Raw genomic sequence first — 25992 nt, forward strand, 5'->3', positions numbered from 1 at the left:
ATTTAAACCGGATCTAAATTAGCTCCTTTTCAACCGCGCCAAAAAAATTTCATGAGCTGCACGTTTTTCTGGATGAACCCCCTCAATAATTTTACGAAGGGCACTTTTTGCCATTTACGGGCACTGCTGTTTAACAAAAATTAACGGTCACCTTTCCATGTTTAGTAGGATAACTCAATGCCTATTCTATAGTTTTGGTCAAAAGAAAACCCGGCTAACTATTTTCAACAGCAAGCCGACTTGAACTAATTAAACGACATTCATTAAAACAACAGCGAAATGTTAACACAACTGGTTCGAATTAACCTTCTTTTTTTTAGTGTAATGATCATGCTCTCCTGCGAACAAGTGGTGGATTTTGATTACCAGGCGGAAAGGAAAATTTGCCTGAATTGTATTCTCAATCCCGATTCGACTGTTCGTGTGGATTTGTATTACACCCGCACGCTGGACGAAACCGGCGAGTTTGAACCGGTGACCAATGCCACCCTTGAGTTTTTTGAAAATGGCGAGCCCTGGGGAACGGCCAATCCTGTTTCGGAAGGGAATTACCAACTCGATAAAAAACCGCTGGAGGGAAAAACCTATGCAGTAAAATGTACGGCACCCGGCAACCTGCCATTAACTGCCGAGACCACCGTACAAGAAAAACCTGATGTAACGTATGTTGTCAGGTCAAAAGAGAAATCAAAAGGTTGGCAAGCAGGCCAGACGGGCGAGAGTACTCATTTTTACAACCTACTTGTCGATTACCGGCTAAACGACCAGCCCGGGAATGATTTTTACTGGAATTATGAGATTTTTTGGTACACGCCCTATCAGAAATACAATTTCGTACACCATGTGAGTTACATTTCCCCCTACATTGACGATTTTAACCGGGTGGTGGAGCCCGAATCTAAGAATGGATTTTATTATTACTACTATGCCCGGTTAACCGATGTCGGCGTAAATGAATCGCAACTTGAATTTTCAAAAGACACGGACACAAGAGTTATTGATATCTTCTTTAATGCCGATGAACATTACGACCGATATATGAAATCATCGGTTCAATCGTGGCTGATTGAGGAATGGGACGACCTGCCGTTTAAAGAACCGGTGCAAATTTATTCGAACATTGAAAACGGGACGGGCATTTTTGGTTCGGCCTCATTTAATTACCTGAGTTTTAGAAATGAATAAACAATTGATTACCATCTATACATTGATTAAAATGAAAGTTTGCTTTACAGTACTTTGCAGTGTTGTTCTGCTCTCCTGCGAACAAGTGGTGGGTTTTGATTACCAGGCGGAAAGGAAAATTTGCCTAAACTGTATTCTCAATCCCGATTCGATTGTTCGTGTGGATTTGTATTACACCCGCACACTGGACGAAACCGGCGAGTTTGAACCGGTGACCAATGCCACCCTTGAGTTCTTTGAAAATGGCGAGCCCTGGGGAACGGCCAATCCTGTTTCGGAAGGGAATTATCAACTCAATAAAAAACCGCTGGAGGGAAAAACCTACGCAGTAAAATGTACGGCACCCGGCAACCTGCCATTAACTGCCGAGACCACCGTACAAGAAAAGCCTGACGTAGCGTATGTCGTTCAATCCAGGAAAAAATATGAAAGGTGGCAAGAGGGTAGTGAAAGTTCTCATTTTTATTGGTTGCTTGTTGATTATCAACTAAAAGACCAAAATGGGAAAGACTTCTATTGGAATTATACACTCGGTTGGTATTCACCTTATAAAAAATATAACTACGGAGAGCGTGTTAGTTACATTTCCCCTTATATTGATGATTTTAACCGGGTGGTGGACCCCGAATCGAAGAATGGGTTTTATTACAAACTCTATGCCCGGTTAACCGATGCGGGAGTTGATGGAGAGCAACTTACTTTTACCAAAGATATGACAACAAAAAAAATTGATGTCTTTTTCAATGCCGATGAGCATTACGACAGGTATATGAAATCATCGGTTCAATTGTGGCTGATTGAGGAATGGGAGGAATTGCCGTTTAAAGAGCCGGTACAAATTTATTCGAACATTGAAAACGGGACGGGCATTTTTGGTTCGGCCTCATTTATTTACCTGAGTTTTAGAAATGAATAAGCTTTTATATTTACTAATTGTCTTCCCGCTTTTGGGCTATGGCCAGTCGACCAAGCGGCTTACAGGCTATGTACAGGATGCCCAAACCGGTGAACGCCTGATTGGCGCCACCCTGTTTCATCCGGAAAGTGGAAAAGGAACCACCTCCAATGCTTACGGCTTTTTTAGCTTGTCGTTACCCAGGGGCAAACAACTGGTTGAAGCACGATTCGTGGGTTATCAACGAACAACCCTCGAACTTAACCTTCAGCAGGACACGCTAATTGTTGTCCGGTTAACCCCGGGACTTGACCTGGAGGAGGTCACCGTAAAAGGGAGACACAATACCAGCTCCCACCCGGAGCTATCCAATTTAAGTTTTAACCGGATCAATATGGAAACCATCGACCGCATACCGGTAATCCTTGGTGAGCGCGATCTGTTGAAGTCGCTTCAGTATTTGCCCGGCGTAAAGGGCGGGCGCGAAAACACCACTACCTACAATGTGCGTGGCGGAAGCGATGACCAAAACCTGATCCTGCTCGATGGCGTACCGGTTTACAACGTATCGCATGTTTTTGGCTTTTTCTCCACCTTTAACAACGACGCCATTAAAAGTGCTTCGTTTTACAAAGGAGGGATTCCGGCCCGCTTTGGCGGTCGATTGTCATCGGTGTTGGATATCAGCATGAAAGAAGGAAACATGAGGAAAGCCAGCGGCACATTTTCCATCAGCCCCATATCCGGGCGTTTTACTTACGAGGCGCCAATCAAACGAGATACGGCATCGTACCTCATTTCCTTTCGCCGTTCGTTTATTGATCTGCCCATGGTATTGATGCAAAAAATCTACGACTCCGCTCAAACCTATGGGTTTAAGTTTTACGATTTCAATGGGAAAACCAATTGGATGGTGAATGAGAAAAACCGGCTCTATCTCAGTATCTATGCTGGCCGCGACAAGCAGTTTCACCGGTCGGAGTATGCAGGGGTTAGTACCAGGAACCACTACCAATGGGGCAACTTAACCGGTGTTTTGCGTTGGAACAAGCTCTTTTCGCCGAAGTTGTTCGCCAACTTTTCAGCTTACTTTAGCCAGTATCAATATGAGCAGGAAGCGAAAAGTAACTCGGACGAAACATTCACGGAGTTTTACACTTCTTCCAAACTTTGGGACCATAGCGCTAAGTTTGATTTTGAATATTACCCGGCCACCAACTATACTTTACGGTTTGGCGGTAAATACAGTCATTTGGTTTTCAAACCCAATATCCTCCAGGTAAAAGGAAACGAATACAATCAGAAGTTCAACGATCAATACACCAACCAGTCGGACCTAGCGGAGCTTTATTTCGAAAATGATGTCCAATGGGGTGATTTCAACATCAATGGAGGAGGCCGCTTATCGAACTACTTTGCCGATGGCGAGTACTACCTGCATATTCAACCGCGATTGGCCGCGGGAGTTAAGCTTGGACAGGGTTATTCGCTTACAGCGTCGTATATGTTGATGACCCAACACCTGCATTTACTGACCAATTCGTCATTGGGGCTGCCCACAGACCTTTGGGTGGCATCGACCGGTAAAGTAAAGCCCGAAACGGGCTACCAGTTTGCGTTGGGTATGGAAAAGGACTTTAACCAAACTTACCGGGCAGGCGTTGAAGCCTACTACAAGCAGATGGACCATGTGATTCGTTTTGAGGAAGGGGAAACCTTTGTTAATGCCAATGAGAACAACTGGGAGGAGAGTGTTCTTGTGGGGCAGGGAAGGGCTTACGGCAGTGAGCTTTTTGTTGAAAAGCGAAAGGGGCGCTTGACCGGTATGTTATCCTACACCCTGGCCTGGTCCGAACGGCAGTTTGACGAGGTAAACAACAGAAACTGGTTCCCGTTTAAATACGATCGCCGCCACGACATTTCGCTAATGGCGGAATATGAACTACAAACCAATTCGAGTTACAAGAAAAGCCTGTCTTTCGGCTTTACCCTCCAATCCGGAAACCACCTGAGTGTATCCGATGCCGAAATGCCGGGTATCATGCCGCCAGGAATGCAGGAATCTGTCTGGTCAGACCTACCGGAGTGGTTCTCCACCAGGAAGACCTTTTACGAGCCCAATAATTTCAGGATGCCTTCTTTCCATCATCTGGATATCGGGTATTCCTCCAAACGGAAACGATCTAACGGGAAAATCTACACGTGGACTTTCTCCATTTACAATGTTTATAACCGCATGAATCCGTGGTATTATTATAAAAAAGATAATGAGGTCAGATCGGTTAGCGTTTTCCCAATTATACCATCAGTTTCATTTACCTATAAGTGGTAGTCATTCTTGCGAAGCGCATCCTTGTAATTCTATCATAGATTAATCGCGTTTTCTATAGTTGTTTTATTATTACAAATAGAAAAAATGGAAGACACAGAGAAGAAAGGATGGGAGAATAGTCTCAATTTTAAGTTTGTGGAGACTTTCAGGGATGAAACCTATGACTTAGCTGACAACATCAGAACGTAAGGAGGAAAAGATAGTTATTATTAATAAGTATAGTGATTTCTTTAGAATGAGTGAGGGGATGGATATTCGTTGTAAATTTTATGCAATCTTTTGGTCTAGTGGGATCGGCGATTCAAATAAAGTGACAATTTCAATTAATTATACAAAACAATGCTGGTTATGTACAATAAAACTATAACCAGTATTGTTTTCTTTATCACAGCAGATACGTTATAAAAAAACTTATGCGTACTAATCTTAACGACACTAGATGAGGGAAGTATTGAGTATTCTAGCCTTAGTGATGGTATGTATTTACTCGCATGGACAAAATGTTCAGGTTGGTGGTACTGTCGTAGACATAGAGACTGGAGAAACATTAATTCATGCACATGTTTACAACCTGCACACAGGTACAGGTGTAATTAGCAATGACTATGGTTTTTTTAGTCTTCCTGTTGTTAAAAATGATTCCATTGCGCTGGAAGTATCTTATGTCGGTTACGAAAAGAAGATTGTCCGCAAAAAAGCTGAATCGGACTTAAGGATCACGATAGCTCTCAAAACCAATAATGAATTGCACTCAATTGTTGTCAGGAGTAGATTGGACAACAGCAATAGTCAGAACAGATTGGATCGAATTATGCTTACAGGCAATCAGTTAGAGAAAATTCCGGGATTGTTGGGTGAACGAGATCTTGTAAAAAGTTTACAACTTTTGCCCGGAATTCAGATGGGCAAGGAGGGGAGTTCTGGTTTATACGTTCGGGGAGGAGATGCCAGCCAAAACCTAATCCTGCTTGATGGAGTTCCTGTTTACAATATCAATCACTTGTTCGGTTTTTTTTCTGTTTTCACTCCCGAAGCTGTAAAAAGTGTCGATGTTTATAAAGGTGGTTTCCCTGCTCGTTACGAAGGGCGGCTGTCTTCGGTCATCGATGTACGCTTGAAAGAAGGTAATTTATACAAAAAGAACTTGGACATTTCTGTGGGAACAATTTCTTCTAAAGTAGTTTTTGAAAGTCCGATAAAAAAGGGGAGATCTTCGTTTTTGGTTGCTGCGAGAAGAACTTATGCCGATTTGTTTTACACGCCTCTCACATCGTTTAAGCAGGAAAGAGTAGGGGGTGGATCTCTGAGGACGAATTTAGGATATGGTTTTTATGATCTGAATGTAAAATCTAATTTCATACTTAATGAAAATAACCGTTTGTATTTAAGCTTGTACACGGGCAGGGATCGACTTCATATCAACGAACGCGAAAAGAGTAGCAGCCAAATGTTCGATACTTCAGAGTTGGCCGGCAATATGGAAAAAAAGACCACCATGGAAAATTTATGGGGCAACATTACGGCAACTGCAAGATGGAACAAGATATTTGGCCCAAAGTTATTTGCAAATACAACATTGATTTTTTCCCGGTATCAATATCAAACAACATTTAAAAATCATTCCATCGAAGAACTCTTAAGTGATACGCTGAATGAGTCAATTAACTATTTGAATGCCTCGAGTATTCGTGATTTAGGACTAAAGATCGACTTTGATTATGCCATGTCTGCTGCTTGGAACACGAAGTTTGGAGGGAAAGTGGTTACCCATCATTTTGTACCCGGTAACTTAATTATGCAGTATCGATCAGTATCAGATCCGGATGATAATTTTCAATATGAAACGGAAAAGTCGGATGATCATGTTGTTGAGTTAGATGGGTATTTCGAAAATCACATCAACCCAACCGAGTGGCTTCATTTAAATGCTGGCATGAATGTCTTGTTATTTTCAAGAAAGAACAATCCCTACTACTCGTTTCAGCCCCGCTTTTCATGTGATTTCAGAATTAACACTAAATCTTCTGTAAAAGCATCGGTTTCATGGATGGCTCAACCCATTCATCTTTTGATCAATAATGGGACTTCATTTCCTGTTGATATTTGGGTGCCGGCATTAAGGGAAATTGAACCTGCTTCTGCTTTAACCTTCGATATCGGAGCTCATTATCGTTTAAGTCCATCGGTTTTACTGTCAATGGCCTTGTACTATAAGAAAATGGAGGGGGTCATAAATTATAAAAACGGGGAGTCGTTTTTCACATTGGATAACGATTGGACAAGCAAAGTAATTACTGGCGATGGCGAAAGTTATGGCGCGGAATGGCTACTACGAAAAAACGAAGGTAAAACCACGGGGTGGGTTGGGTACACGCTCTCGTGGGCAAATCGTAGGTTTCCCGAGTTGAATAATGGGCACACATTTCCTTTTCGGTATGATAGCAGGAACAGAATCAATGTTGTAGCAGTGCATAAATTGAACAAACACATTGAGCTATCATTGACCTGGACTTATAGCACCGGTGTTCCTGTGACGATCTCCTCAACATTATACAAAGGGCAGGAGATTTATGAACGCTCTCCTGTTTCCGGAGCTTTGGAAGAGTTCGGTTTTTCCAGCAATCAAGTTTATTCACCACAATCGATTACTTACTACAGTGGAATTAATCAGGCAAGGCTTCCCGATTATCATCGGCTGGATTTGGGGATCAATTTAATTAAGCAGAAAAAAAGAGGAGAGAGAATCTGGAATTTTTCCATTTATAATGCCTACGGTAGAAATAACCCGTTTGTAATTTATACCAAAAAAGAAGAAGGAAAATTAAAGTTTAAAAATTTTTCCATATTCCGTTTTATGCCCTCCGTAAGTTACCGGTTCAAATTTAAAAGCTTTTAACATGAAAAAACGAGTCCCATTTTTTGTCTTGTTCATAGTTGTGCTGTCGGCCTGCGTTCAGGATATTGACTTGAGTTTTCCGTCGAATGAAAATAAAGTTGCCATAACTTGTTTCTTCAACCCCGATTCTATTTGGAGGGTTAATGTTTATAATACATTTTCAATTAATGAAAAAGATAACCAGACTGGAATTGATAATGCTCAGGTAGAAATTAGAGGGGAAGATGGCACAAGTACATCCCTGATAAATAACGGGAACGGAAGGTATTGGTCACAAGTAAAACCTAAAGCCAAGGTTGTTTATCACTTGAATGTTTCTTTGCCAGGGCATGATACAATACGTGCCACCAGCAGTATCCCCGCTCAGTCACAATTAAACGGAATTGTATCAGGAACGCTCCCCGAGGATGTTGTTCTGCAAAACAACATTTGGAGCGAAATGTACCCCACAAGTTTTACCATTGTTCCATCGTCTGCACAGGAACAGTACTGCAGGATACGGGTTATGGTATTCGATACGGTGAAAGGATACAATACCTACTATTTTGATGAGAACTCATTTCAACGGATGCAACAGCTGGGTGTTGATCAAACGGCTATTGATAAATTAACACCGTTGTCTGGTCAAACCCTTTATGGGGATATTTGCCCCACATTGGGGAATTTCCTGAGCCCAAAGGAGCAATCCAATTATTGTTATGAGATTGGCCAGGCCACTTTTCATGAAAGAACAAATCAGCGATATTCCAGCGGCTACAGTTTAATTGATTGCATTTCGAATATTGGATTGTTTTATCAAACTACTTATGAAACATACACCCTGTTGGGGGAATTTTCGAAGGAAGTGCCTGTGAAAGTATACACGAATAATTTTTATCGGGGAGAATATTGGTTGGAGTACTTGGATCTAAGTAAAGAGTATTATCGGTTTCAGAAAGATTATTTGCTACAGCTTTCAAACCGGGGCAACTTGAATGCAGCGCCCGTTATTGTTTATTCCAACATCGGGAATGGAACAGGGATATTCGCAGGATACCAAAAACAAATGATTCAAATTAGGAGGGAATAATATGAAAAGGGGCATATTTTTTCTTCTCGTATACCTAATATTGTTTTTAGCTTGCCAAAAGATCGTTGAAATTGACTTGACGCAACAAGAGCAAAAGCCGGTTGTCAATTGTCTTTTTACTCCCGGTGAACCAATTGAATTGTCTGTTAGTCAAACAACAAACATCCAACTTGACACAATGGAATACATCAATGGGCTGAATGTCGCCTTGTATGAAAATGATTCCTTGAAGTGGACAGGAAACAACTCAACGAATGGCAACTACAAAATTTCCTGTTGCCCGAAATCAGGCGTGTTTATCGTGTCGTTGTGCAGAAATAGGATGGGCAAACATTGTCGGCTATTGATACTGTACCAGCCAATATAAAAATTGAGCAAGCGACGAATAAATATCCGGTTTATACTGATCAATACCACGTCCAATTTGGGAAAATCACGGTTTCGTTTAATGATGATCCTGACAGAAAAAATTACCATGAACTCGTCATCTTGGATGAAAACAATCGTCTCGTAAATACCTTTCATATCAGCAGCCCGGTCATCACGGTTGATAATGAAAATGATCCCAACCCGCCAGGTTCACTGCTTTTTACCGATGAATTATTTAGCGGACAAACATTGACTCTTGATATCTTTTCTGAGTCATCAAATCCAACCATCGTTTTGAAAAACGTGAGTCGTAATTACTACGAATACCGGAAAAGCATCATCAGTCATTTATATAATCAAAACGTCGAACGGGATGATGTTTACAACCTCTTCAAAGGCGATCCGGTTGAACTGTATTCGAATGTACAAAACGGGTTGGGAATTTATGCAGCATATACACAGGACATCAAGGTTTGCACCAATATAGCTCAATAACATGAAAGCAAACCGCATCATTATAACCTTTCTGTTAGTGCTACCAATTGTATTCCCTACTCATTTGTTTGCTCAAAACCATACCCTCCAAGGTTTTGTCAGGGACGCAACAACCGATGAGCCATTGATCGGGGCAACCGTCTTTCAACCTGCAAGCCAAAAAGGAACCTCGACTGGCAACAATGGCTATTTCAGATTAACCACTTCTGCAAAAGCAACTCTCTAAATTTCATTCATTGGCTACCAGAAATTGTTATTTGCCAACCCTGCACAAAATGACTCGTTGGTCAATCTTTATCTGGCTCCGGGTCTTTCAATTGGAGAAGTCAAAATAGAAGCGAAAGGTACAGAAGAACGGGTTACCGGATTAGTGGAGATTCCAATCGACCTTTAAAAAAGCTACCGACCATGACCGGTGAACCCGATCTAATGAAAAGTTTTCAATTAATACCCGGCGTGAAAATGGGAGACGAGGGAACATCAGTTTTTTATGTTCGTGGTGGAACGCCTGATCAAAATCTCATTTTAATGGACGATGTTCCACTTTATTACGTCAATCATATCGTTGCCAAACGAAACTGCAATTAAAGTATCATACTCCAAAAATCACCAGTACATCCACCTTTTGGCGAACAATTCTGCCGGATTGCCTAACGACTTGTGGGTTCCATCTACCTCTTCAATTCAACCAGAAAAGTCCGATCAAATTGCCCTCGCCTTTAGCCGGAATATTAAAGGAGTCGATTTTTCGATTGAGACCTACTACAAAAAATGCGTAACCTGATCGATTACAAACCTGGCTTTACCGTTTTTAATACGCTAAACTGGCAAGATGCAATCGAAAAAGCGGGAAAAGGAACATCAAAAGGTTTCTTTTTCTGTCAACTGGATTTTTGCCTCAGGCAACTACATTACGCTCGCCACTCAGGCTTTCCCGGCAATCGATTTCGACTATTTTCGTGACAACTATTTTGATAAGATGTTTTTGGGCGCACACAATTATGGTAGTATCAATAACTATAAAACCGCCAGCTATCATCGGTTGGATATTGGGCTAAACTTCAAAAAGCAATTGAAAAAGGGTGAACGAAATTTCTACTTCGGGATTTACAACCTTTATAACCGGATGAACCCTTATTACTATTATTTCAAATCAAGTGGGGACAGTCGGAAACTCTACCAATTTTCATTATTCCCAATTATGCCATCGGTTTCATATACTTATCAATGGTAGTCATTCGTAATAAATATTAATCACCTTAACACGACACATTCTCCAAATGCCACATTGCCACCACCGAAGATGATGCCCACTTTTTTTATTCGTAATATCCACTTTGGTTTTTGTGATTTTTGTTGCCTGTAACGTTTTGACAGAAAACGGTATTAAATTTTGATCTTGTTGGCTGTTTCGATCATTAGTGCTTTTAAGTCTGCTATTGTCTCATAACGGGAGGTTAGTCCGCATCACGACTTTTCTGTTTTCGAATAGGTGTAACAACCTGCCGAATCACAGTTTTTGTTATTAGACTTTTTCACTCGTTTGCCGAGAAAGTATTTATATTATATTAATTTTGGGAGTTCAATATGTTGTCATTCGGTAAGGATAGAAAGTCTGTTCAATTAATGAATTCGTGTTCTGAACAGGAAGAGATTGCGAAATAGCCAGCTTCTTATGTCTTTTTGTAGTTGTGTTGAGTGGGGGCGAAAAACAACTAGTTATCAGCCGTTAATCACACAATATGAACTGTTGTTTTGCCAGCCTCTATTGTGGATTTTACGATAAATGACCGCTATATGTGCCTGTTTTTGTGTGCATTAGATAATTCCATAAGTGTAGTACTTATAAATGATAAGCTGAATGAATAGGCTGTCTCAGATATTAAATGACCGAAAAAAGAGTATAAATGATGAGGAGTTCGAAGCCTTCTATGTGGAATATTATGACTCTCTCGTACTATTTGGTCAAAAATTTATTCATGATCAAACGGTAGTTGAAGATATTGTACAGGAGACATTTATCAAATTTTGGTTGAGGAAAAATAATTTTGACAATGAGTATGCGATACGAGCATTTTTATATAAAGCTGTTCGAAACTCTTGCGTCAATTATTTGGATCATCTTCGGGTGCGTCAAAAATTTAGTCAGGAAGTAGCACCTTTTGTCTATAGTGAGGAGTATTTCTCGCAACATGTTATCGAAGAAGAAGTGCACCGTATTATTAATGAAGCGGTACAGCAACTTCCGGAATCAGCTCGGGAGATTTATTTAATGAGTTTGAATGGCGTTAAGAACAATGAAATAGCGGAAGACTTGAATATTTCAATCAATACCGTAAAAACTCAGAAGATGAGAGCCAAAAAAATTCTACGAGAGAAATTGAAAAAAATAAATCTCATTTTGCTTTGTTTATGAATGGATTAGAGCTTTGTCGAGTGAAGGCAAATAAAAAATAATTGAATTCTTTGTCACCCACTTTTAAGGGTTGCCTGTTTCTGACTTATATACATGATAAGTTGACAATGGATGACAAAATGAATCTAGAGTTCTATATTTCTGATCTAATTGCAAAAAAAATAAAGGGCGGTTTATCAGATGAGGAAGAGCGGTTTTTAGCAGAGTGGGAATCTGATAAAAAGGAAAACTCTGATTTGCTGAGAAGATTACTTCAGTCGCCTCGCGAAGAATACTTGCGTAAGGAGGAGATCCGACAAACCATCAATAAGGATAAAGGCTGGCAGCATATAAAAGCTGAAATTAGGGGAAGAAGCCGACGTAGAACGATTATAAAATATCTACAATCTGCCGCAGCTGTTTTCGCAGTGTTTGTGGTAAGCGTGTACCTGATTTCTACTTATAAGAATTCCACTCATACATTAGAACATGGTGTTGCTAATTACAAACAAGCCATGCTTGTTACCGGAGATGGCGAAGTATATCCATTGGACATCACTAAAGAAACCTTCGTAGATCCATCAAATCTTAAAAATAATATCAGCCATCTGGTTCACAATAAAAAACAACGGTTTAGTTCGTTTTTTCGATCAGCCGTTTCCGATACAATCATTGTTCCCCGGGGCGCGAAATATAAGTTTACCCTGATGGATGGAACAAAAGTTTGGTTGAATTCCAATTCCAAACTAGTGTTTCCTACCCGATTTGAAAAAAATATTAGACAGATTTCACTTAAAGGAGAAGGTTTTTTTGAGGTTGCTCCCGACAAGGCAGTTCCCTTTGTTATTGATGTTAATGACGTAGAAGTAAAAGTAGTTGGCACGGCATTCAATATAAATGCTTATGATGAAAAATATGAAATGGTGACAACTGTTGTTGAGGGGAAGGTTATTGTAGATGATGACCATTGGGGAAAGAAGGAGCTACTGATGGCCAACGAGCAGTTGTGTGTGAACACATTAACGGGAGTCGTGCAAAGGAAAGAGATAGATGCCGGTGTGTTTACAGCCTGGACGCGTGGGCGTTTGGTTTTTGAAAATGAAAGTTTGGACAGTTTAATGAAAAGGCTTGAACGATTGTACGACGTAAATATTACAATCTCCGATGGTGTTGATAGGTCACTTAAATTCACGGGTGATATTAAACGATATGACGATTTGAGTACGGTTTTGGATATGTTGGCAACAACGCAAAATGTCAAATTTAGCGTGGACGGACATGATGTAGTCGTTAGTAAGTAATCAATCATTAAGAAGCATAATAGAATAACAGAACGAGATGTTTGGAGGCAGGGATTAGTGTTTTTAATTCTCTAATAGCTGGTACTTATAACATCGTTCACAAAACGAGGTATTAACTTAATCACATTCAAAGTATGAAGAAAAAATGTGAAGATTTTTCTTTACAATGGGCAAGACGCCTTCGTATAAGAAAACTTGCGCTTTTGGTCTTGATCGTAAGCTTTACCTGTTTGCAGGTTTCAGCAAGATCAGGAGAGAGACTCATTGAGCTAAAAATGAATAAATGCTCTTTGGTCGATGTTTTAAATGAACTTAAAAAGAAAACCGATTACACCTTTCTTTTTAATGTTGATGAAGTCGAAAAGCTAGAGGAGGTTGAGCTTAGCTCTAGTCCCAAGACAGTAGAGAACATATTGGATGAATGCCTGTCTGGTTCCGGACTCTCATACGAGATAAAGGATCAAGTGGTCATCATTAAATCGAATCCCGACTCCGAGCAGCAGAGCACACCGAATGTACAACCTCAGAAGGTTGAAGAGGTTAGCGGTGTTGTTACTGACGAAACCGGAGCTCCAATGCCCGGAGTTTCCGTAGTTGTTAAAGGAACAACACTTGGAGCAGCAACCGACTTCGATGGTCGTTACCGGTTAAAAATTCCTGACAAAGCAGATCAAACACTTGTTTTTTCGTTTATCGGTATGAAACCGAAGGAAGTAAAAATCGATGGACAGTCTCAGTTGGATGTGACTTTAGAGTCGTTTTCAGAGAATCTAAACGAAGTTGTGGTCACTGGTATGGTAACAACCGATAAACGATTGTTTACCGGAGCAAGCCAGCGATTAGATGCGGAAGATGTTAAGCTTGCTGGTATTGCAGATGTTAGTCGTGGTCTGGAAGGACGTGCCGCCGGGGTTTCTGTGCAAAACGTTTCAGGTACTTTTGGTACTGCACCAAAAATACGTGTGAGGGGGGCAACTTCAATTTATGGAAGTTCGAAACCTCTTTGGGTTGTTGATGGAGTGATTATGGAAGATGTGGTTGAAATGAGCTCTGATGATCTTTCATCAGGAGATGCAATAACGCTGATTAGCTCAGCTATTGCAGGTTTAAATGCTGATGATATTGCAAGTTTTGAGATTTTAAAAGACGGTTCGGCAACATCAATTTATGGTGCACGGGCAATGGCTGGTGTAATTGTAATTACTACAAAAAGAGGTAAAGCCGGCGTAAGCCGAATTAATTATACCGGCGAATATACATACCGCTTAACTCCATCTTACAGCGATTTTAACATCATGAACTCTCAGGAACAAATGTCGGTTTATGAAGAAATGCGCGAAGGAGGATGGTTGAATTATGCCGATATTGCGAATGCCCGTGAAAGCGGCGTGTACGGACGCATGTATAGTCAACTGAATCAGCTTGACGGATCAGGTAATTATGTATTACCCAATACGCCGGAGGCCATGGCCGGATTTTTACGTCAGGCTGAATACCGGAACACCGACTGGTTTGATGAGCTATTCAATACCAATATCATGCAGAATCATTCCGTAAGCATGTCTTCAGGAACTGAAAAATCAAGCTACTACGCGTCAATTAGTGCTTTGGTTGATCCGGGCTGGACGCTCGACAGTAAGGTGAATCGCTATACCGCGAATTTTAATACGAATTATAAGATTCGTGATAATCTATCGTTAAATACAATTAGTAGTGCCTCATACCGGAAGCAAAAAGCTCCCGGAACTTTAGCTCAGGATGTAGATGTGGTTACCGGAAAGGTTAAACGCGATTTTGATATTAACCCATATTCTTTTGCACTAAACTCTTCAAGAGCTTTAGATCCGGATAACTACTACACGCGTAATTACGCCCCCTTCAATATCAAAAAGGAATTGAGTGAAAATAATATTGATTTGAATGTGGTTAATGTTAAGTTCCAATCGCAGCTGAAATGGAAAGTGGTGCCAAAAGTAGAGTTGAGTGCTTTGGGAGCATTGAAATATCAAGCAACTTCGCAAGAGCATAATATTACTGAGTTTTCGAACCAGGCTCAAGCCTATCGGGCAATGGGCAATGTAACCATTCGAGATGACAACCCATTTTTGTATACTGATCCTGACGATCCTTATGCTTTACCTGTTAGTGTATTGCCTCAAGGAGGTATTTATACACGAACGAATTATTCCATGCTTGGATATGACTTGCGGACAACGGCATCGTACAAAGATGTCTTCAACGAAACCCACATTGTGAATTTTTATGGTGGCATGGAGATTAACTCATCCGACCGGAAGCAAACAAGCAATACCGGATGGGGAATGCAATACTCCATGGGGGAAATACCATTCTACACCTATGAGTTATTCAAAAAGGGAATAGAGGAGAATAATTTATATTATAGTATTCAGAATACCCGCTACCGGAATGTTGCCTTTTTTGGTAATGCGACCTATTCATATAAAGCGAAGTATACTTTAAATGGTACATTGCGTTATGAAGGATCGAACAAGTTAGGTCGTTCTCAAAGTGCCCGTTGGCTTCCTACCTGGAATATTTCAGGTGCATGGAACGCACACGAAGAAGGCTTTTTTAAGGACTTAGAGCCAGCAATTTCACATCTTTCGCTAAAGGCATCTTATAGTTTAACGGCCGACAGAGGCCCGTACAATGTGACAAACTCGTTAGTTGATATTCGAAGTGAAACACCATGGCGCCCAAGTGCCGGAGTAAAGGAAAGTGCGCTTTATATCAACTCGCTTGAAAATAGCGACCTGACCTACGAGAAAAAACATGAATTCAACTTTGGAGCTGAAATTGGGTTTCTTAACAACAGACTTAATACCACTTTTGATGTGTATCGACGAGACAACTTCGATCTGATTGGCATTGTTAATACACAGGGGTTAGGAGGAGAGGTTTCTAAATTCGGTAACGTTGCATCTATGAAATCTGATGGTTATGAATTTTCATTGTCGTCAACCAATATTAGAACGAATAATTTCTCTTGGGTTACCACCTTCGTGTATTCAAAAGTAAAGAATGAAGTGACCGACTTGGAGACAAGATCTCAGGTAATTGATTTGGTTAGGGGAACTGGATTTGCCCGCGAAGGCTATCCTGTACGTTCCATTTTTTCAATCCCGTTTGAGGGACTGAATAGTGAAGGTCTGCCAACATTCCTAAACGACAAAAATGAAACAACGGTGTTCGATGTTTATTTTCAGGAACGTGAAAACCTTGATTTCCTGGAGTATTCAGGCTCGGCCGACCCGACAGACATGGGTAGTTTAAACAATACTTTTTCGTATAAAGGATTTCGATTTAATGTCTTCATTACCTATTCATTTGGAAATGTGGTACGTCTCGATCCTGTATTCGATAGTTCCTATTCGGACCTGACCGCCTTACCCCGCGAATTTAAAAATCGTTGGGTAAATCCCGGTGACGAAGCGCATACCGATGTTCCTGTTATTGCCACAACAAGACAAGAAGATAATATTGGGAGTGCTGATTTAGCAACCGCGTATAACGCTTATAATTATTCTACTGCAAGAATTGCAAAAGGTGATTTTATTAGAATGAAGGATGTTTCTTTATCCTATGATTTTAATAAGCAAGTAACAAAAGCACTTGGGGTGAATAATTTATCTCTTAAAGTTCAGGCAACAAACCTCTTTTTAATTTACTCTGATGATAAATTGAATGGACAGGATCCTGAATTCTTTAATACAGGAGGGGTTGCCGCTCCGGTTCCTAAGCAGTTTACATTTACCTTAAAGCTTGGTTTATAAAAAAGATATAGATATGAAAAGAATGAAAATACTATATTTCATCATGATGGCCTTATTGGCCTTCTCATGTGATGATTTTCTTGATGAAGCTCCGGATAACAGAGCCGAAGTCGATAGTCAGGTTAAGATCAGGAAACTTCTCGTTTCTGCATATTCTGACGGGAACTATGCTTTGGCTTGCGAACTCTCATCCGACAATATTGATGATACAGGTGAATTAAATCCAAATTCAACCAGGATATATGAGCAAATGGCAAACTGGGAGGAGATTACCGAAGTTGATAATGATGATTTGAAAAATGTTTGGGAAGGAGCTTATCTTGCTATTGCTAACTCCAACCAGGCACTGGCTGCTATTGAAGAAATCGGTGAAGAAAACCTACTGGCCGAAAAAGGCGAAGCACTAATAACACGTGCCTATTCACACTTTATTTTAGTGAATGTTTTTTGTAAACATTATAACTCGGCAACAAGTGATACTGATTTAGGGATTCCTTATATGGAAGCACCCGAGACCACGTTGAATCCGAAGTATGAGCGAGGCACAGTTAAAGAAGTGTATGAGAAAATTGATGCAGATATTGAAGCTGCACTACCTTTAATTAGCGATGATATGTACGAAGTAGCTGCGTACCACTTTAACCAAAAGGCTGCTTATGCATTTGCTGCCCGTTTTAACTTGTTTTATGAGAATTGGGAAAAGGCAATTAGTTATGCTACCGAAGTATTAACAACGAATCCATCATCGCGATTGCGCGACTGGACGGCCATGGGGGAGCTTCCCAGATCCCGCGAGGCTGTAACCAATGCTTACATAAACGATCCTGCCGATTTGTTGGCTGTGCCAACTGGATCTAGTCTGGGGCTTTACTTTGGGGCGTTTTATGTTGGTTCACGGTTTAATCATACTGAGAAAGTTGCTGAAGAGCAAACGCTTAATGCGCCCATGCCTTGGGCTCCAGACGGTGTTCTCCTTGGGTATTTTAATTATCGTCCATTTGTATACGCAGGAAACAACTTGGATAAAACCTTGTTTTATAAAATTCCATACTTGTTTGAATATACAGATCCTGTTGCAGGCATTGGTTATACAAAAACAGTTATGATCCCATTTACGACAGATGAAACCCTTTTGGTAAGGGCTGAAGCCGAAATCATGTTGAATAGGAATGATGAAGCACTAGCCGATTTGAATGCCTGGACTCGTGCCTTTTATATTCCAGGGGCGGAAACAACGCTTGATGACATCAACACTTTCTACAATGGGCTTGATTATTCATCTGAGGATACACCAAGTCAGAAAAAGAAACTTAGCCCGGGATTTACGGTAGTGGCAGGTTTGCAGGAGAATTTAATTCACTATGTATTGCAATGCCGCAGAGTACTTACCTTGCACGAAGGTTTGCGCTGGTTCGATATTAAGCGCTACGGAATTGAAGTGCCACGCTATCAAATTCAATCGAATGGAACTGTAAAAGTTTTGGATGTGTTGGAAAAAGATGACCTACGCAAAGCATTGCAGCTTCCACAAGATGTCATTTCAGCAGGAGTAGAGGCAAATCCTCGTTAATAATTAACTGTAAAAAGAAAAATCATGAACAAAAACAGAATAACCTACTGGCTGATGATCGCTATAATCATGGTTACTGTTGGGGCATGTACTGAAGAGGAAGGTCCCAACCCCAATGTTAGCGTAATTACAGTAGAAAGCAAAACCCAGAATGCTTTTGATAAGTATTTGGACGAAATTTATAGGAAACCCTATAATATTCGATTCATGTATAAAATGGAAGATATCGAGTCTGACATGGATTACCAACTGGTGCCGGCACTTTATGAGAATTCAATAAAAATGGCGAATCTGGTCAAGTATTTATGTTTAGATGCCTATGAAGATGTTGCTCCGGATGGATTTTTGGAAAAATATTTTCCTAAAATGATTATGATGGTTGGCTCTCCGGCTTACCTGAATAATGGTACAATGGTATTGGGAACTGCCGAAGGTGGATTGAAGATTACTCTTTACAATATCAATAACCTGGATGTAACAAATGCAGCTGCATTGTATCGGTATTATTTCAGAACCATTTTTCACGAATTCTCGCATATTTTGCATCAAACCAAAGACTATTCGACCGATTTTGATAAAATATCGGCAACCGACTATGTCGGTGGTTCATGGGATGATGCATGGGATTCGGGGTCTTCGTTGGAGGCCGGCTTTATTAGCGACTATTCCAGTAAAGAAACCGATGAGGATTTTGTTGAGCTGATTGCCCATTATATCACCAACTCAGAGGAAGCCTGGGCTGAAAAAATGGAAGCAGCCGGTGAAAATGGAAGTGCTATCATTGGCGAGAAAATGGCCATTGTAAAAGCCTACCTAAAACAAGTGTGGGATATTGATATTGACAAATTGCGTGCCTCTATTCAAATGCGTGCAAGTAAGTTGGGAGAACAAGACCTTGATAAAATAACAATAGAATAGTAACTATGAAGAATATTATTTATATCATGCTGTTTTCTTGTGTATTAAGCATTTTTACCACTTCGTGTGATAATGAAACAGAGATGCTTTTTGATGAAACAGCATCACAACGAAAAACAGCAGCAGTTGAGCACTACCAAGAGACTCTGAAGAATTCTGATGAGGGATGGTTATTTCAGTATTTCCCCGATAAAGAAATGCAATACGGCGGTTACAGCTATGTGGTTAAGTTTGATGAGAACGATAGCGTAGCAGTTTGGTACGAAGGAATGAATGACCTTACCGCCCCTGCCGTGTCATTTTACGATGTTATTTCCTATGGTGGCCCTGTACTGACCTTTAATACCTATAATCCGTTCATGCATTATTTTGCAACACCTTCGGGTGCCGAATACAATGCAAAGGGAGGCGATTATGAGTTTTTGCTGATGTCGTCCGAAAATGATGTGATTACAGTACAAGGAACGAAAACCGGGAATAAAATGCGCCTTACAAAAATGACTGAACCTGCTGAGGATTATATCGCTAAGGTTAAAGAGATCGCAGGTTTTTTGGGGGGTGCATCTTTTAATGTTACGGTAAATGGCGAAGACGTGTCGGCACAGGAGATGAATCGTAACTTTACTTTTGAGTACACCGATAATGGCAATGACACATCAATTGTTGTTCCATATATTGTTACCGATACAGGGATTTCATTTTACGAGCCTGTTGAAATACAGGGACAAAGTTATCAAGACCTTGTTTTTAATGAGCAAGAGCTTAGTTTTAGCTCAATCCAGGGCAATCTCTCTATTCAACTCGTTGTTGCCCCCGTTAATTTGACATCTGCTCCCTGGAGTCTTGATATTGTGGGAGACAATACATGCTCCGACACAGTTTTCAATACCTTTGTGGAAATATACAATGCAAACGCTCAAGTATGGGGTGAGCAATTGGCTCCAACTGTAAAAATGGGCGGTGTTCGTGTCGATCTGGGCGATATTGGTATTTCGTTTTACAGTTATCCCGGGCCATACCGTTCACACTATAATCTAAGTTTTAGTGGAGTGCCCAATCAACCAGATTATCTCGACATTGCTAAAGTATCAGAAGGATTTAATTGGAGTTATTACACCCACCTAGGGGTGTTTGTCGATGTAATAACCGACAATGCGCCTTATCAGGTCGAAATGGATGATGAGCAAAATCCAAGTACTGTAAAACTTACCAGCGTTGGCAATGCTGATGTATGGTTCGTACTGACCTTAGATTAAGCGAAAGATCTTTTTTACCTTCCCATAGTTTCTGTTGGCTCCGGATTTTCCGGAGCCAACTTTTTTTACTTGATAAATTAAGTGTGGTTCTTGATATGTAGCTACAGTGTTATCCCTGATTCTGTCTTTTGGAAAAAAAACTTAAAAAATACAGATTGAGGGTTTAATGATTTTTGTTAAAACGGCAAGTTCTCCAAATCTACATTGCCACCACTTAGTATGATGCCGACTTTCTTATTGGTAACATCCACTTTGTTTTCGAGAATGGCAGCCAGTGGTACTGCAGCTGAAGGCTCTATAATGATTTTCATGCGCTCCCAAATCAGGCGCATGGCGCGAATGATACCTCGTTCGGAGACGGTGACAATCTCATCGGTTTTGCGCTGGATGATCCGGAAGTTCATTTCGCCAACCGAGGTCAGCAATCCATCGGCAATGGTATTTGGGTTGATTGACGGAACCAGCATATTGCTATGAAACGACCGATAAGCATCGTCTGCTCCTTCAGGTTCAACACCAATGATCAGGCCTTTTGGATTCAGTGCTCTGCTGACAATGGAGCTTCCACTCAGAAGACCTCCACCTCCAACCGGGCATAGAATGACATCAAACTCACCGTAGTCTTCAATCAGCTCTTTGGTGGCTGTTCCCTGCCCGCAAATTACCTGAAAGTTATTGTAGGGGTGAACTTCCTTTGCTCCCGTGCGATCCTGAATTTCAAGCAGTGTTTGTTCGCGGCTTTCAAGGGTTGGCCGGCAGTAGGTAATTCGCGCACCGTACGATTCAACGGCTTTCTTTTTAATGGCCGGCGCATTTTCAGGCATTACAATGTAAGCCGGGATGTTTTTCACGCGAGCTGCCAGCGCCAGTGCAGCTGCGTGGTTTCCCGATGAATGGGTGCAGACTCCTTTCAATAACTGGTTTTTGGGCAGCGAAAACACCGCATTGCAGGCTCCTCTATACTTAAAAGCTCCCACTTTTTGCAGGTTTTCACATTTAAAGAATAACTTGCCTCCCGTAATTTCATTGATGGACTGAGAAGTTAAAACCGGAGTACGATGCGCCAAACTTTTGATTCGTTCGTGGGCTTCTATAATATCCTCAAACTCGGGAATTTTAAAAATCATGTTTGCTCCTTTTGCTTAGATTTTTGCAATCAGGTTTTTAAGAATTAGTGTCATCGAAGGCTCTGAGCGCATGGCGACTTCCTGCACCTCTTCGTGCGAGATCTCTACAATTTCTCCGGGTACGCCACTGTCGGTAACAATCGAAATACCAAATACTTTCATGCCCATATGCCGGGCAACAATCACTTCGGGCACGGTAGACATGCCCACTACGTCGCCACCCAAAATGCGAAACATTTTGTATTCGGCAGGGGTTTCAAATGTAGGACCTTGCACGCCCACATAAACGCCTTCTTTCACATCAATTTTATTTTTGAGGGCAATAAACTTGGCTTGGTCGCGTAACTCTTTGGAGTACACCTGGCTCATGTCGGGGAATCTTGGTCCAAGTTCATCAATATTTTCTCCGTGCAGCGGATGCTCCGGAAACATATTGATGTGGTCGCTGATGATCATCAGGTCGCCAACTTTAAAATCGGGATTCAAACCCCCGGTGGCATTCGAAACCATCAGATGATTAATCCCCAGTTTTTTCATTACCCGAACCGGAAAGGTGACCTCTTTCATGTTGTACCCTTCGTAGTAATGAAACCGCCCTTGCATGGCCAGTATTTTTTTGCCACCGAGTTCTCCGTAAATCAATGTTCCATTGTGTCCTTCAACTGTTGAAACCGGAAAGTTTGGTATTTCTTTATAGCTAATTTTTTTCTCGATCGTAATTTCGTTGACCAATCCCCCTAGTCCTGAGCCCAAAATAATTCCTACATCAACGTTGCCTTGAATATGTTCGCCTATATAACTCGCGGTTGCTTCTATTGTCTTTAACATAGCCTACAATTGTTTTATTAAAACTTTTTCCCTCATGATCCAGAAATTTAATCACGACAGGAATATAATATAATTGAGATTGAATAAAATCCGGAATTGATGCTTCATCCCGAAGACGCATGGCGTCTTTCTCCGTTGTGATGATCATCGGATTTTGGCTTTGATATTTCAGATATCGTTCTTCTATTTCTTTAAAATCTTTAGCCCCAAAATGATGATGATCTTTAAAAATCAGCTCATCGATGACAGCATAGTGCGATGCCACGTATGTTTGCAAGAGAGCCGGGTTTGCTATTCCGGCCAGCAGAATAACAGGACGCTTTTTTTTACCATCCATTTCCTCCGAAAGTTCTTGCCGTTCGCCAAAAACAGCAATCGGATTTCCATATTCCATCGTCGTAAAATACAAGGATTGATAAGGCCGAAGATTGACATCCTTCATAATGATCCGCCGGGTTATCGGAGTGATTTCGTCAGGACATTTGGTGTAAATAATAATGTTTGCTCTCCGGCGCTGGTATTTGCGTTCGCGCAATCGGCCAACCGGGAGGAGTTCGTCTTTATCAATCGGGCGGTTGTAATCAATCAGTAAAATGTTGATTCCCGGGCTTACCTGGCGGTGCTGAAAAGCGTCGTCTAATAAAATTGCATCGGGCGAATTCGCTTCATCTTTCAACAGATGATTTATTCCGCGAACCCTTTTTTCGTCAACTGCCACCGTGACCTCCGGAAATTTTTGTTTGATTTGAAGTGGCTCGTCACCAACTTCATACGCTTTTGAAGTTGTTTCGACTAAACGAAAGCCTTTTGTTTTGCGCTTGTAACCTCTGCTCAGCGTTGCTACATTGACATGTTTTTTTAAAAGCTGAACCAGATATTCCGTGTGTGGTGTTTTGCCGGTTCCTCCTACCGTAATATTTCCAATTGAGATGATTGGAATCTCAAATTCAGTAGACTTGAAAATTTTAGAGTCGTAAAGGGTGTTTCGGATGTAAACAACCACTCCATAAATCCATGAAAACGGGTATAAAAGGACTTTCAGCATAAACGAATTTTGTACTACGAAGTTATGAAAATTCGGGCACAAAAAAAGAAGCTGCCAGTGCTGGCAACTTCTTTAATTATTTTTTCTTATTCATTAATCCACCCCAATATCGTAAGGCATGCGTGCCAGTACTCCGCGGGTGTGTTTAATTTCCTGTAGTCGTTGGTAAATTGGGTAAGCTTCGCCGATTTCCTGTTTCAACACCCACATGCGAGCCGAGCCTGAAATTTCTTTGATCCACTCCTCCCAAGGGTCTTTTAGTTCAGGCAATGCTTTAATTCGGTAGCGATCCAGTCCCGCCATTTGTTTGGCCAGTTCAATGGCATCTTTTATTCCTCCATATTGATCAACCAGTCCAATTTCGATCGCATCGGGAGCAGCCCAAACGCGGCCTTGTCCAATTTCGTCAACAGCATCTTGAGTCATGTTGCGACCTTCGGCAACCCGGCTGGTAAAGATGCCATAACCTTTTTCGATATAGTTCTGCATCAACCCTTTTTCAAACTCAGTGAGCGGTCGGGTCAGCGATAAAATATCGGAATGAGCATTGGTGTTGACAACATCTTGCGTAATTCCAAGTTTGTCAGTCATTAACTCGTTAATATTTGGGATCACTCCAAAAATTCCAATGGAGCCGGTAATGGTTGTCCGGTCGGCCAGAATGGTATCAGCAGCGGCTGCGATGTAGTAACCGCCGGACGCAGCGACATCGCCCATTGAGGCAATAACCGGTTTGCTTTCAGCGGCCAGTTTCACTTCGCGCCAAATAACTTCCGAACCATAGGCGCTTCCGCCGGGGGAGTTGATGCGAAGGACAATCGCCTTGATAGAGCTGTCGCGCCTGGCCTGACGAATGGTTCGTGACAATTTCTCAGAATCGATACCGTCAGTTCCGGAGCCGGGCATGTCGATGCCACCACTGGCATAAATTACGGCGATTTTATCGCGTGCCAATCCTTTTCCATCGGTTTGCGCCGGGACTTTTGAATAGGCTTTTATTTCAATTGAGCGGACATCTTTGCTTTGGCGTGTTGCCGTCAATTGTTTTAAATCGTCAATCACCTGGTCTTTGTATTTTAGCGTATCCACCAAACCTTCATTGAGGAGGTATTCAGCACCACGGAAGGTCGTCACTCCATCAGCCAGTTCGTTCAGTTTTTCAATTGAAATTCCACGAGATTCTGAAATATCCATCAACATCTGGTTCCACAAGCTGTTTGTGTATTTTTCCGTTTGCAGACGGTTTTCAGGACTCATTTTTTCCAGCAAATACGGTTCAACAGCGGCTTTAAATTTACCGTGTCGTATGACTTGCATTTCAACGCCTATTTTTTCCAGCGCATTTTTATAAAACATCCGATGCGCACTTAACCCTTTCAGTTCTAGAATTCCTTTGGGGTTTAAAACAACCTGATCGGCAGCAGACGCCAAATAGTAAGCTTTTTGCGAGAAGGTTTCGCCATAAGCATAAATGAATTTCCCTGTTTCTTTGAAGTCGATCAGCGCATTGCGTATTTCTTCAACGGTTGCAAGCCCCGCCGTAATTGTTGACGGGTTGAGGTAGATCCCTTCTATATTGTCGTCTGTTTTTGCTTTTTCAATACAACTAAGAATATCGTCGAGACCTGTTTGTTTGGTTGCTGCAAACCCGGGCAAGTCTAAATCGCTAAATGGACTGTTATTGGCCCGTTCGATAATCTCGTTTTCCAGACGAATAATCAATACCGTTTTATCTTTTACGGTTGTCGTTTTTTCGCCCATCGAAACCAGTGATGATACAATGCCAATGGATAGGATGGTCATGATAATACCCGCAATCATCACTCCAACAATGGTTGCCAGTGTATATTTTAAAAAACTTTTCATAGTGGTGATTTATAAGATGTCGTTTATAACTTTGTAGTTTTTAAGAATAGGTACGAATTTACACAATTCGTTACATTTTATGTACAAAAGATGGCAAAGCTTTTTTTGCTTTTAGGAGGTAATCAGGGTAATAGGAAACAAGTATTTGCGAAGACCCTTGAATTGATCGCATCAACTGTTGGTTCAATTGTCAAATACTCATCAGTTTACGAAACTGAGCCTTGGGGTTTTGAATCTGAAGATTTGTTCTGGAACCAGGCAGTGATTGTTGAGACAGATCTAGATCCGCAAGCTGTACTTTTGCAAACTCAGCTAATTGAGAAAAAGCTCGGGCGTGTTCGTCACTCCGAGCAATACTGCTCTCGGTTGATTGATTTGGATTTGTTGTTTTACGACGACCAGATCATTAAAAATGATGAGCTTGAAATCCCTCATCCTCGAATCGCTGAACGGCGATTTGTTTTGCAGCCACTGGTCGAGATTTCACCGGAGTTTATTCATCCCACATTCAATAAAACAATAGCTCAATTACTTGATGTATGCCCGGATCGGTTGATCGTTAACAAGTTATCCTGAACTGATTGATTGATTTAGACGAGTGAAACCTGAAAAAAATCATCTTTGAAGGGAGAAGATACGTTTCAAATTTAA

The 25992-nt window shown here is 41.2% G+C and carries 21 protein-coding genes; 17 read left to right on the forward strand and 4 right to left on the reverse strand.

The genetic code is table 11. The features are described from left to right. The first annotated feature begins 279 nt into the window (after nucleotides 1–279). The 16 genes from GR929_RS04460 to GR929_RS04540 all read left to right on the forward strand — a co-directional run bounded on the left by GR929_RS04460 (nucleotide 280) and on the right by GR929_RS04540 (nucleotide 20475). Nucleotides 280–1185, forward strand: a complete 906-nt coding sequence (locus GR929_RS04460) for a DUF4249 domain-containing protein (protein WP_159517727.1) — start codon at nucleotides 280–282, stop codon at nucleotides 1183–1185. Continuing rightward, nucleotides 1178–2101 carry a DUF4249 domain-containing protein gene (locus GR929_RS04465; protein WP_159517728.1) on the forward strand — a complete coding sequence of 308 codons (924 nt, stop codon included), beginning with the start codon at nucleotides 1178–1180 and terminating at the stop codon, nucleotides 2099–2101. The genes GR929_RS04460 and GR929_RS04465 overlap by 8 nt, the downstream gene beginning before the upstream one ends. After that, on the forward strand, nucleotides 2094–4412 hold the full coding sequence (locus GR929_RS04470; protein WP_159517729.1) for a TonB-dependent receptor: 2319 nt from the start codon (nucleotides 2094–2096) through the stop codon (nucleotides 4410–4412). The genes GR929_RS04465 and GR929_RS04470 overlap by 8 nt, the downstream gene beginning before the upstream one ends. Nucleotides 4413–4851: 439 nt before the next feature. Beyond that, nucleotides 4852–7308: a TonB-dependent receptor gene (locus GR929_RS04475; protein ID WP_159517730.1), complete on the forward strand. Its 2457-nt coding sequence runs from the start codon at nucleotides 4852–4854 to the stop codon at nucleotides 7306–7308. Nucleotide 7309: 1 nt separating this feature from the next. After that, entirely contained in the window at nucleotides 7310–8377 is a 1068-nt protein-coding gene (locus tag GR929_RS04480) for a DUF4249 family protein (protein WP_159517731.1), read from the forward strand. Nucleotides 8378–8710: 333 nt separating this feature from the next. Beyond that, complete coding sequence (locus GR929_RS22115; protein WP_159517733.1) at nucleotides 8711–9241, forward strand: DUF4249 family protein; 531 nt, start codon at nucleotides 8711–8713, stop codon at nucleotides 9239–9241. Between the two features lies 1 nt (nucleotide 9242). Next, nucleotides 9243–9467 (forward strand): carboxypeptidase-like regulatory domain-containing protein, encoded by a 225-nt coding sequence (locus tag GR929_RS04495; protein WP_159517734.1) that lies wholly within the window; start codon nucleotides 9243–9245, stop codon nucleotides 9465–9467. Nucleotides 9468–9491: 24 nt separating this feature from the next. Next, on the forward strand, nucleotides 9492–9635 hold the full coding sequence (locus tag GR929_RS04500; protein WP_159517735.1) for a hypothetical protein: 144 nt from the start codon (nucleotides 9492–9494) through the stop codon (nucleotides 9633–9635). 14 nt (nucleotides 9636–9649) lie between these two features. Next, entirely contained in the window at nucleotides 9650–9829 is a 180-nt protein-coding gene (locus GR929_RS04505; protein WP_159517736.1) for a TonB-dependent receptor plug domain-containing protein, read from the forward strand. 244 nt (nucleotides 9830–10073) lie between these two features. After that, a complete protein-coding gene (locus tag GR929_RS04510; protein WP_159517737.1) occupies nucleotides 10074–10475 on the forward strand; it encodes a hypothetical protein in 402 nt (133 codons plus the stop codon). Between the two features lie 627 nt (nucleotides 10476–11102). After that, nucleotides 11103–11657 carry an RNA polymerase sigma-70 factor gene (locus GR929_RS04515; protein WP_159517738.1) on the forward strand — a complete coding sequence of 185 codons (555 nt, stop codon included), beginning with the start codon at nucleotides 11103–11105 and terminating at the stop codon, nucleotides 11655–11657. 107 nt (nucleotides 11658–11764) lie between these two features. Then, entirely contained in the window at nucleotides 11765–12937 is a 1173-nt protein-coding gene (locus GR929_RS04520; protein WP_159517739.1) for a FecR family protein, read from the forward strand. 134 nt (nucleotides 12938–13071) lie between these two features. Beyond that, on the forward strand, nucleotides 13072–16731 hold the full coding sequence (locus GR929_RS04525) for a SusC/RagA family TonB-linked outer membrane protein (RefSeq protein WP_159517740.1): 3660 nt from the start codon (nucleotides 13072–13074) through the stop codon (nucleotides 16729–16731). A 13-nt stretch (nucleotides 16732–16744) separates the two neighbouring features. After that, entirely contained in the window at nucleotides 16745–18301 is a 1557-nt protein-coding gene (locus tag GR929_RS04530; RefSeq protein WP_159517741.1) for a RagB/SusD family nutrient uptake outer membrane protein, read from the forward strand. Between the two features lie 24 nt (nucleotides 18302–18325). Beyond that, a complete protein-coding gene (locus tag GR929_RS04535) occupies nucleotides 18326–19219 on the forward strand; it encodes a zinc-binding metallopeptidase (protein WP_159517742.1) in 894 nt (297 codons plus the stop codon). Between the two features lie 5 nt (nucleotides 19220–19224). Continuing rightward, the gene (locus tag GR929_RS04540; protein ID WP_159517743.1) at nucleotides 19225–20475 is read left to right on the forward strand and encodes a DUF4302 domain-containing protein; all 1251 of its coding nucleotides are present in this window, start codon (nucleotides 19225–19227) and stop codon (nucleotides 20473–20475) included. Nucleotides 20476–20651: 176 nt separating this feature from the next. On the opposite strand, the gene GR929_RS04545 is transcribed toward GR929_RS04540, so the two are convergent. The 4 genes from GR929_RS04545 to sppA form a co-directional block, all read right to left on the reverse strand. Further along, a complete protein-coding gene (locus GR929_RS04545; protein ID WP_159517744.1) occupies nucleotides 20652–21602 on the reverse strand; it encodes a pyridoxal-phosphate dependent enzyme in 951 nt (316 codons plus the stop codon). 15 nt (nucleotides 21603–21617) lie between these two features. Next, nucleotides 21618–22430 carry a purine-nucleoside phosphorylase gene (locus GR929_RS04550; RefSeq protein ID WP_159517745.1) on the reverse strand — a complete coding sequence of 271 codons (813 nt, stop codon included), beginning with the start codon at nucleotides 22428–22430 and terminating at the stop codon, nucleotides 21618–21620. Continuing rightward, nucleotides 22369–23475 carry a tetraacyldisaccharide 4'-kinase gene (gene lpxK / locus GR929_RS04555; protein WP_159517746.1) on the reverse strand — a complete coding sequence of 369 codons (1107 nt, stop codon included), beginning with the start codon at nucleotides 23473–23475 and terminating at the stop codon, nucleotides 22369–22371. The genes GR929_RS04550 and lpxK overlap by 62 nt, the downstream gene beginning before the upstream one ends. A gap of 93 nt (nucleotides 23476–23568) precedes the next feature. Then, the gene (gene sppA / locus GR929_RS04560) at nucleotides 23569–25341 is read right to left on the reverse strand and encodes a signal peptide peptidase SppA (RefSeq protein WP_159517747.1); all 1773 of its coding nucleotides are present in this window, start codon (nucleotides 25339–25341) and stop codon (nucleotides 23569–23571) included. A gap of 90 nt (nucleotides 25342–25431) precedes the next feature. Here sppA and folK point away from each other — a divergent pair, with 90 nt between their 5' ends. Next, a complete protein-coding gene (gene folK, locus GR929_RS04565; RefSeq protein WP_159517748.1) occupies nucleotides 25432–25917 on the forward strand; it encodes a 2-amino-4-hydroxy-6-hydroxymethyldihydropteridine diphosphokinase in 486 nt (161 codons plus the stop codon). The last annotated feature ends 75 nt before the right edge of the window (nucleotides 25918–25992 follow it).

The organism is Sunxiuqinia indica, from assembly GCF_009847015.1.
GTDB lineage: Bacteria > Bacteroidota > Bacteroidia > Bacteroidales > Prolixibacteraceae > Sunxiuqinia > Sunxiuqinia indica.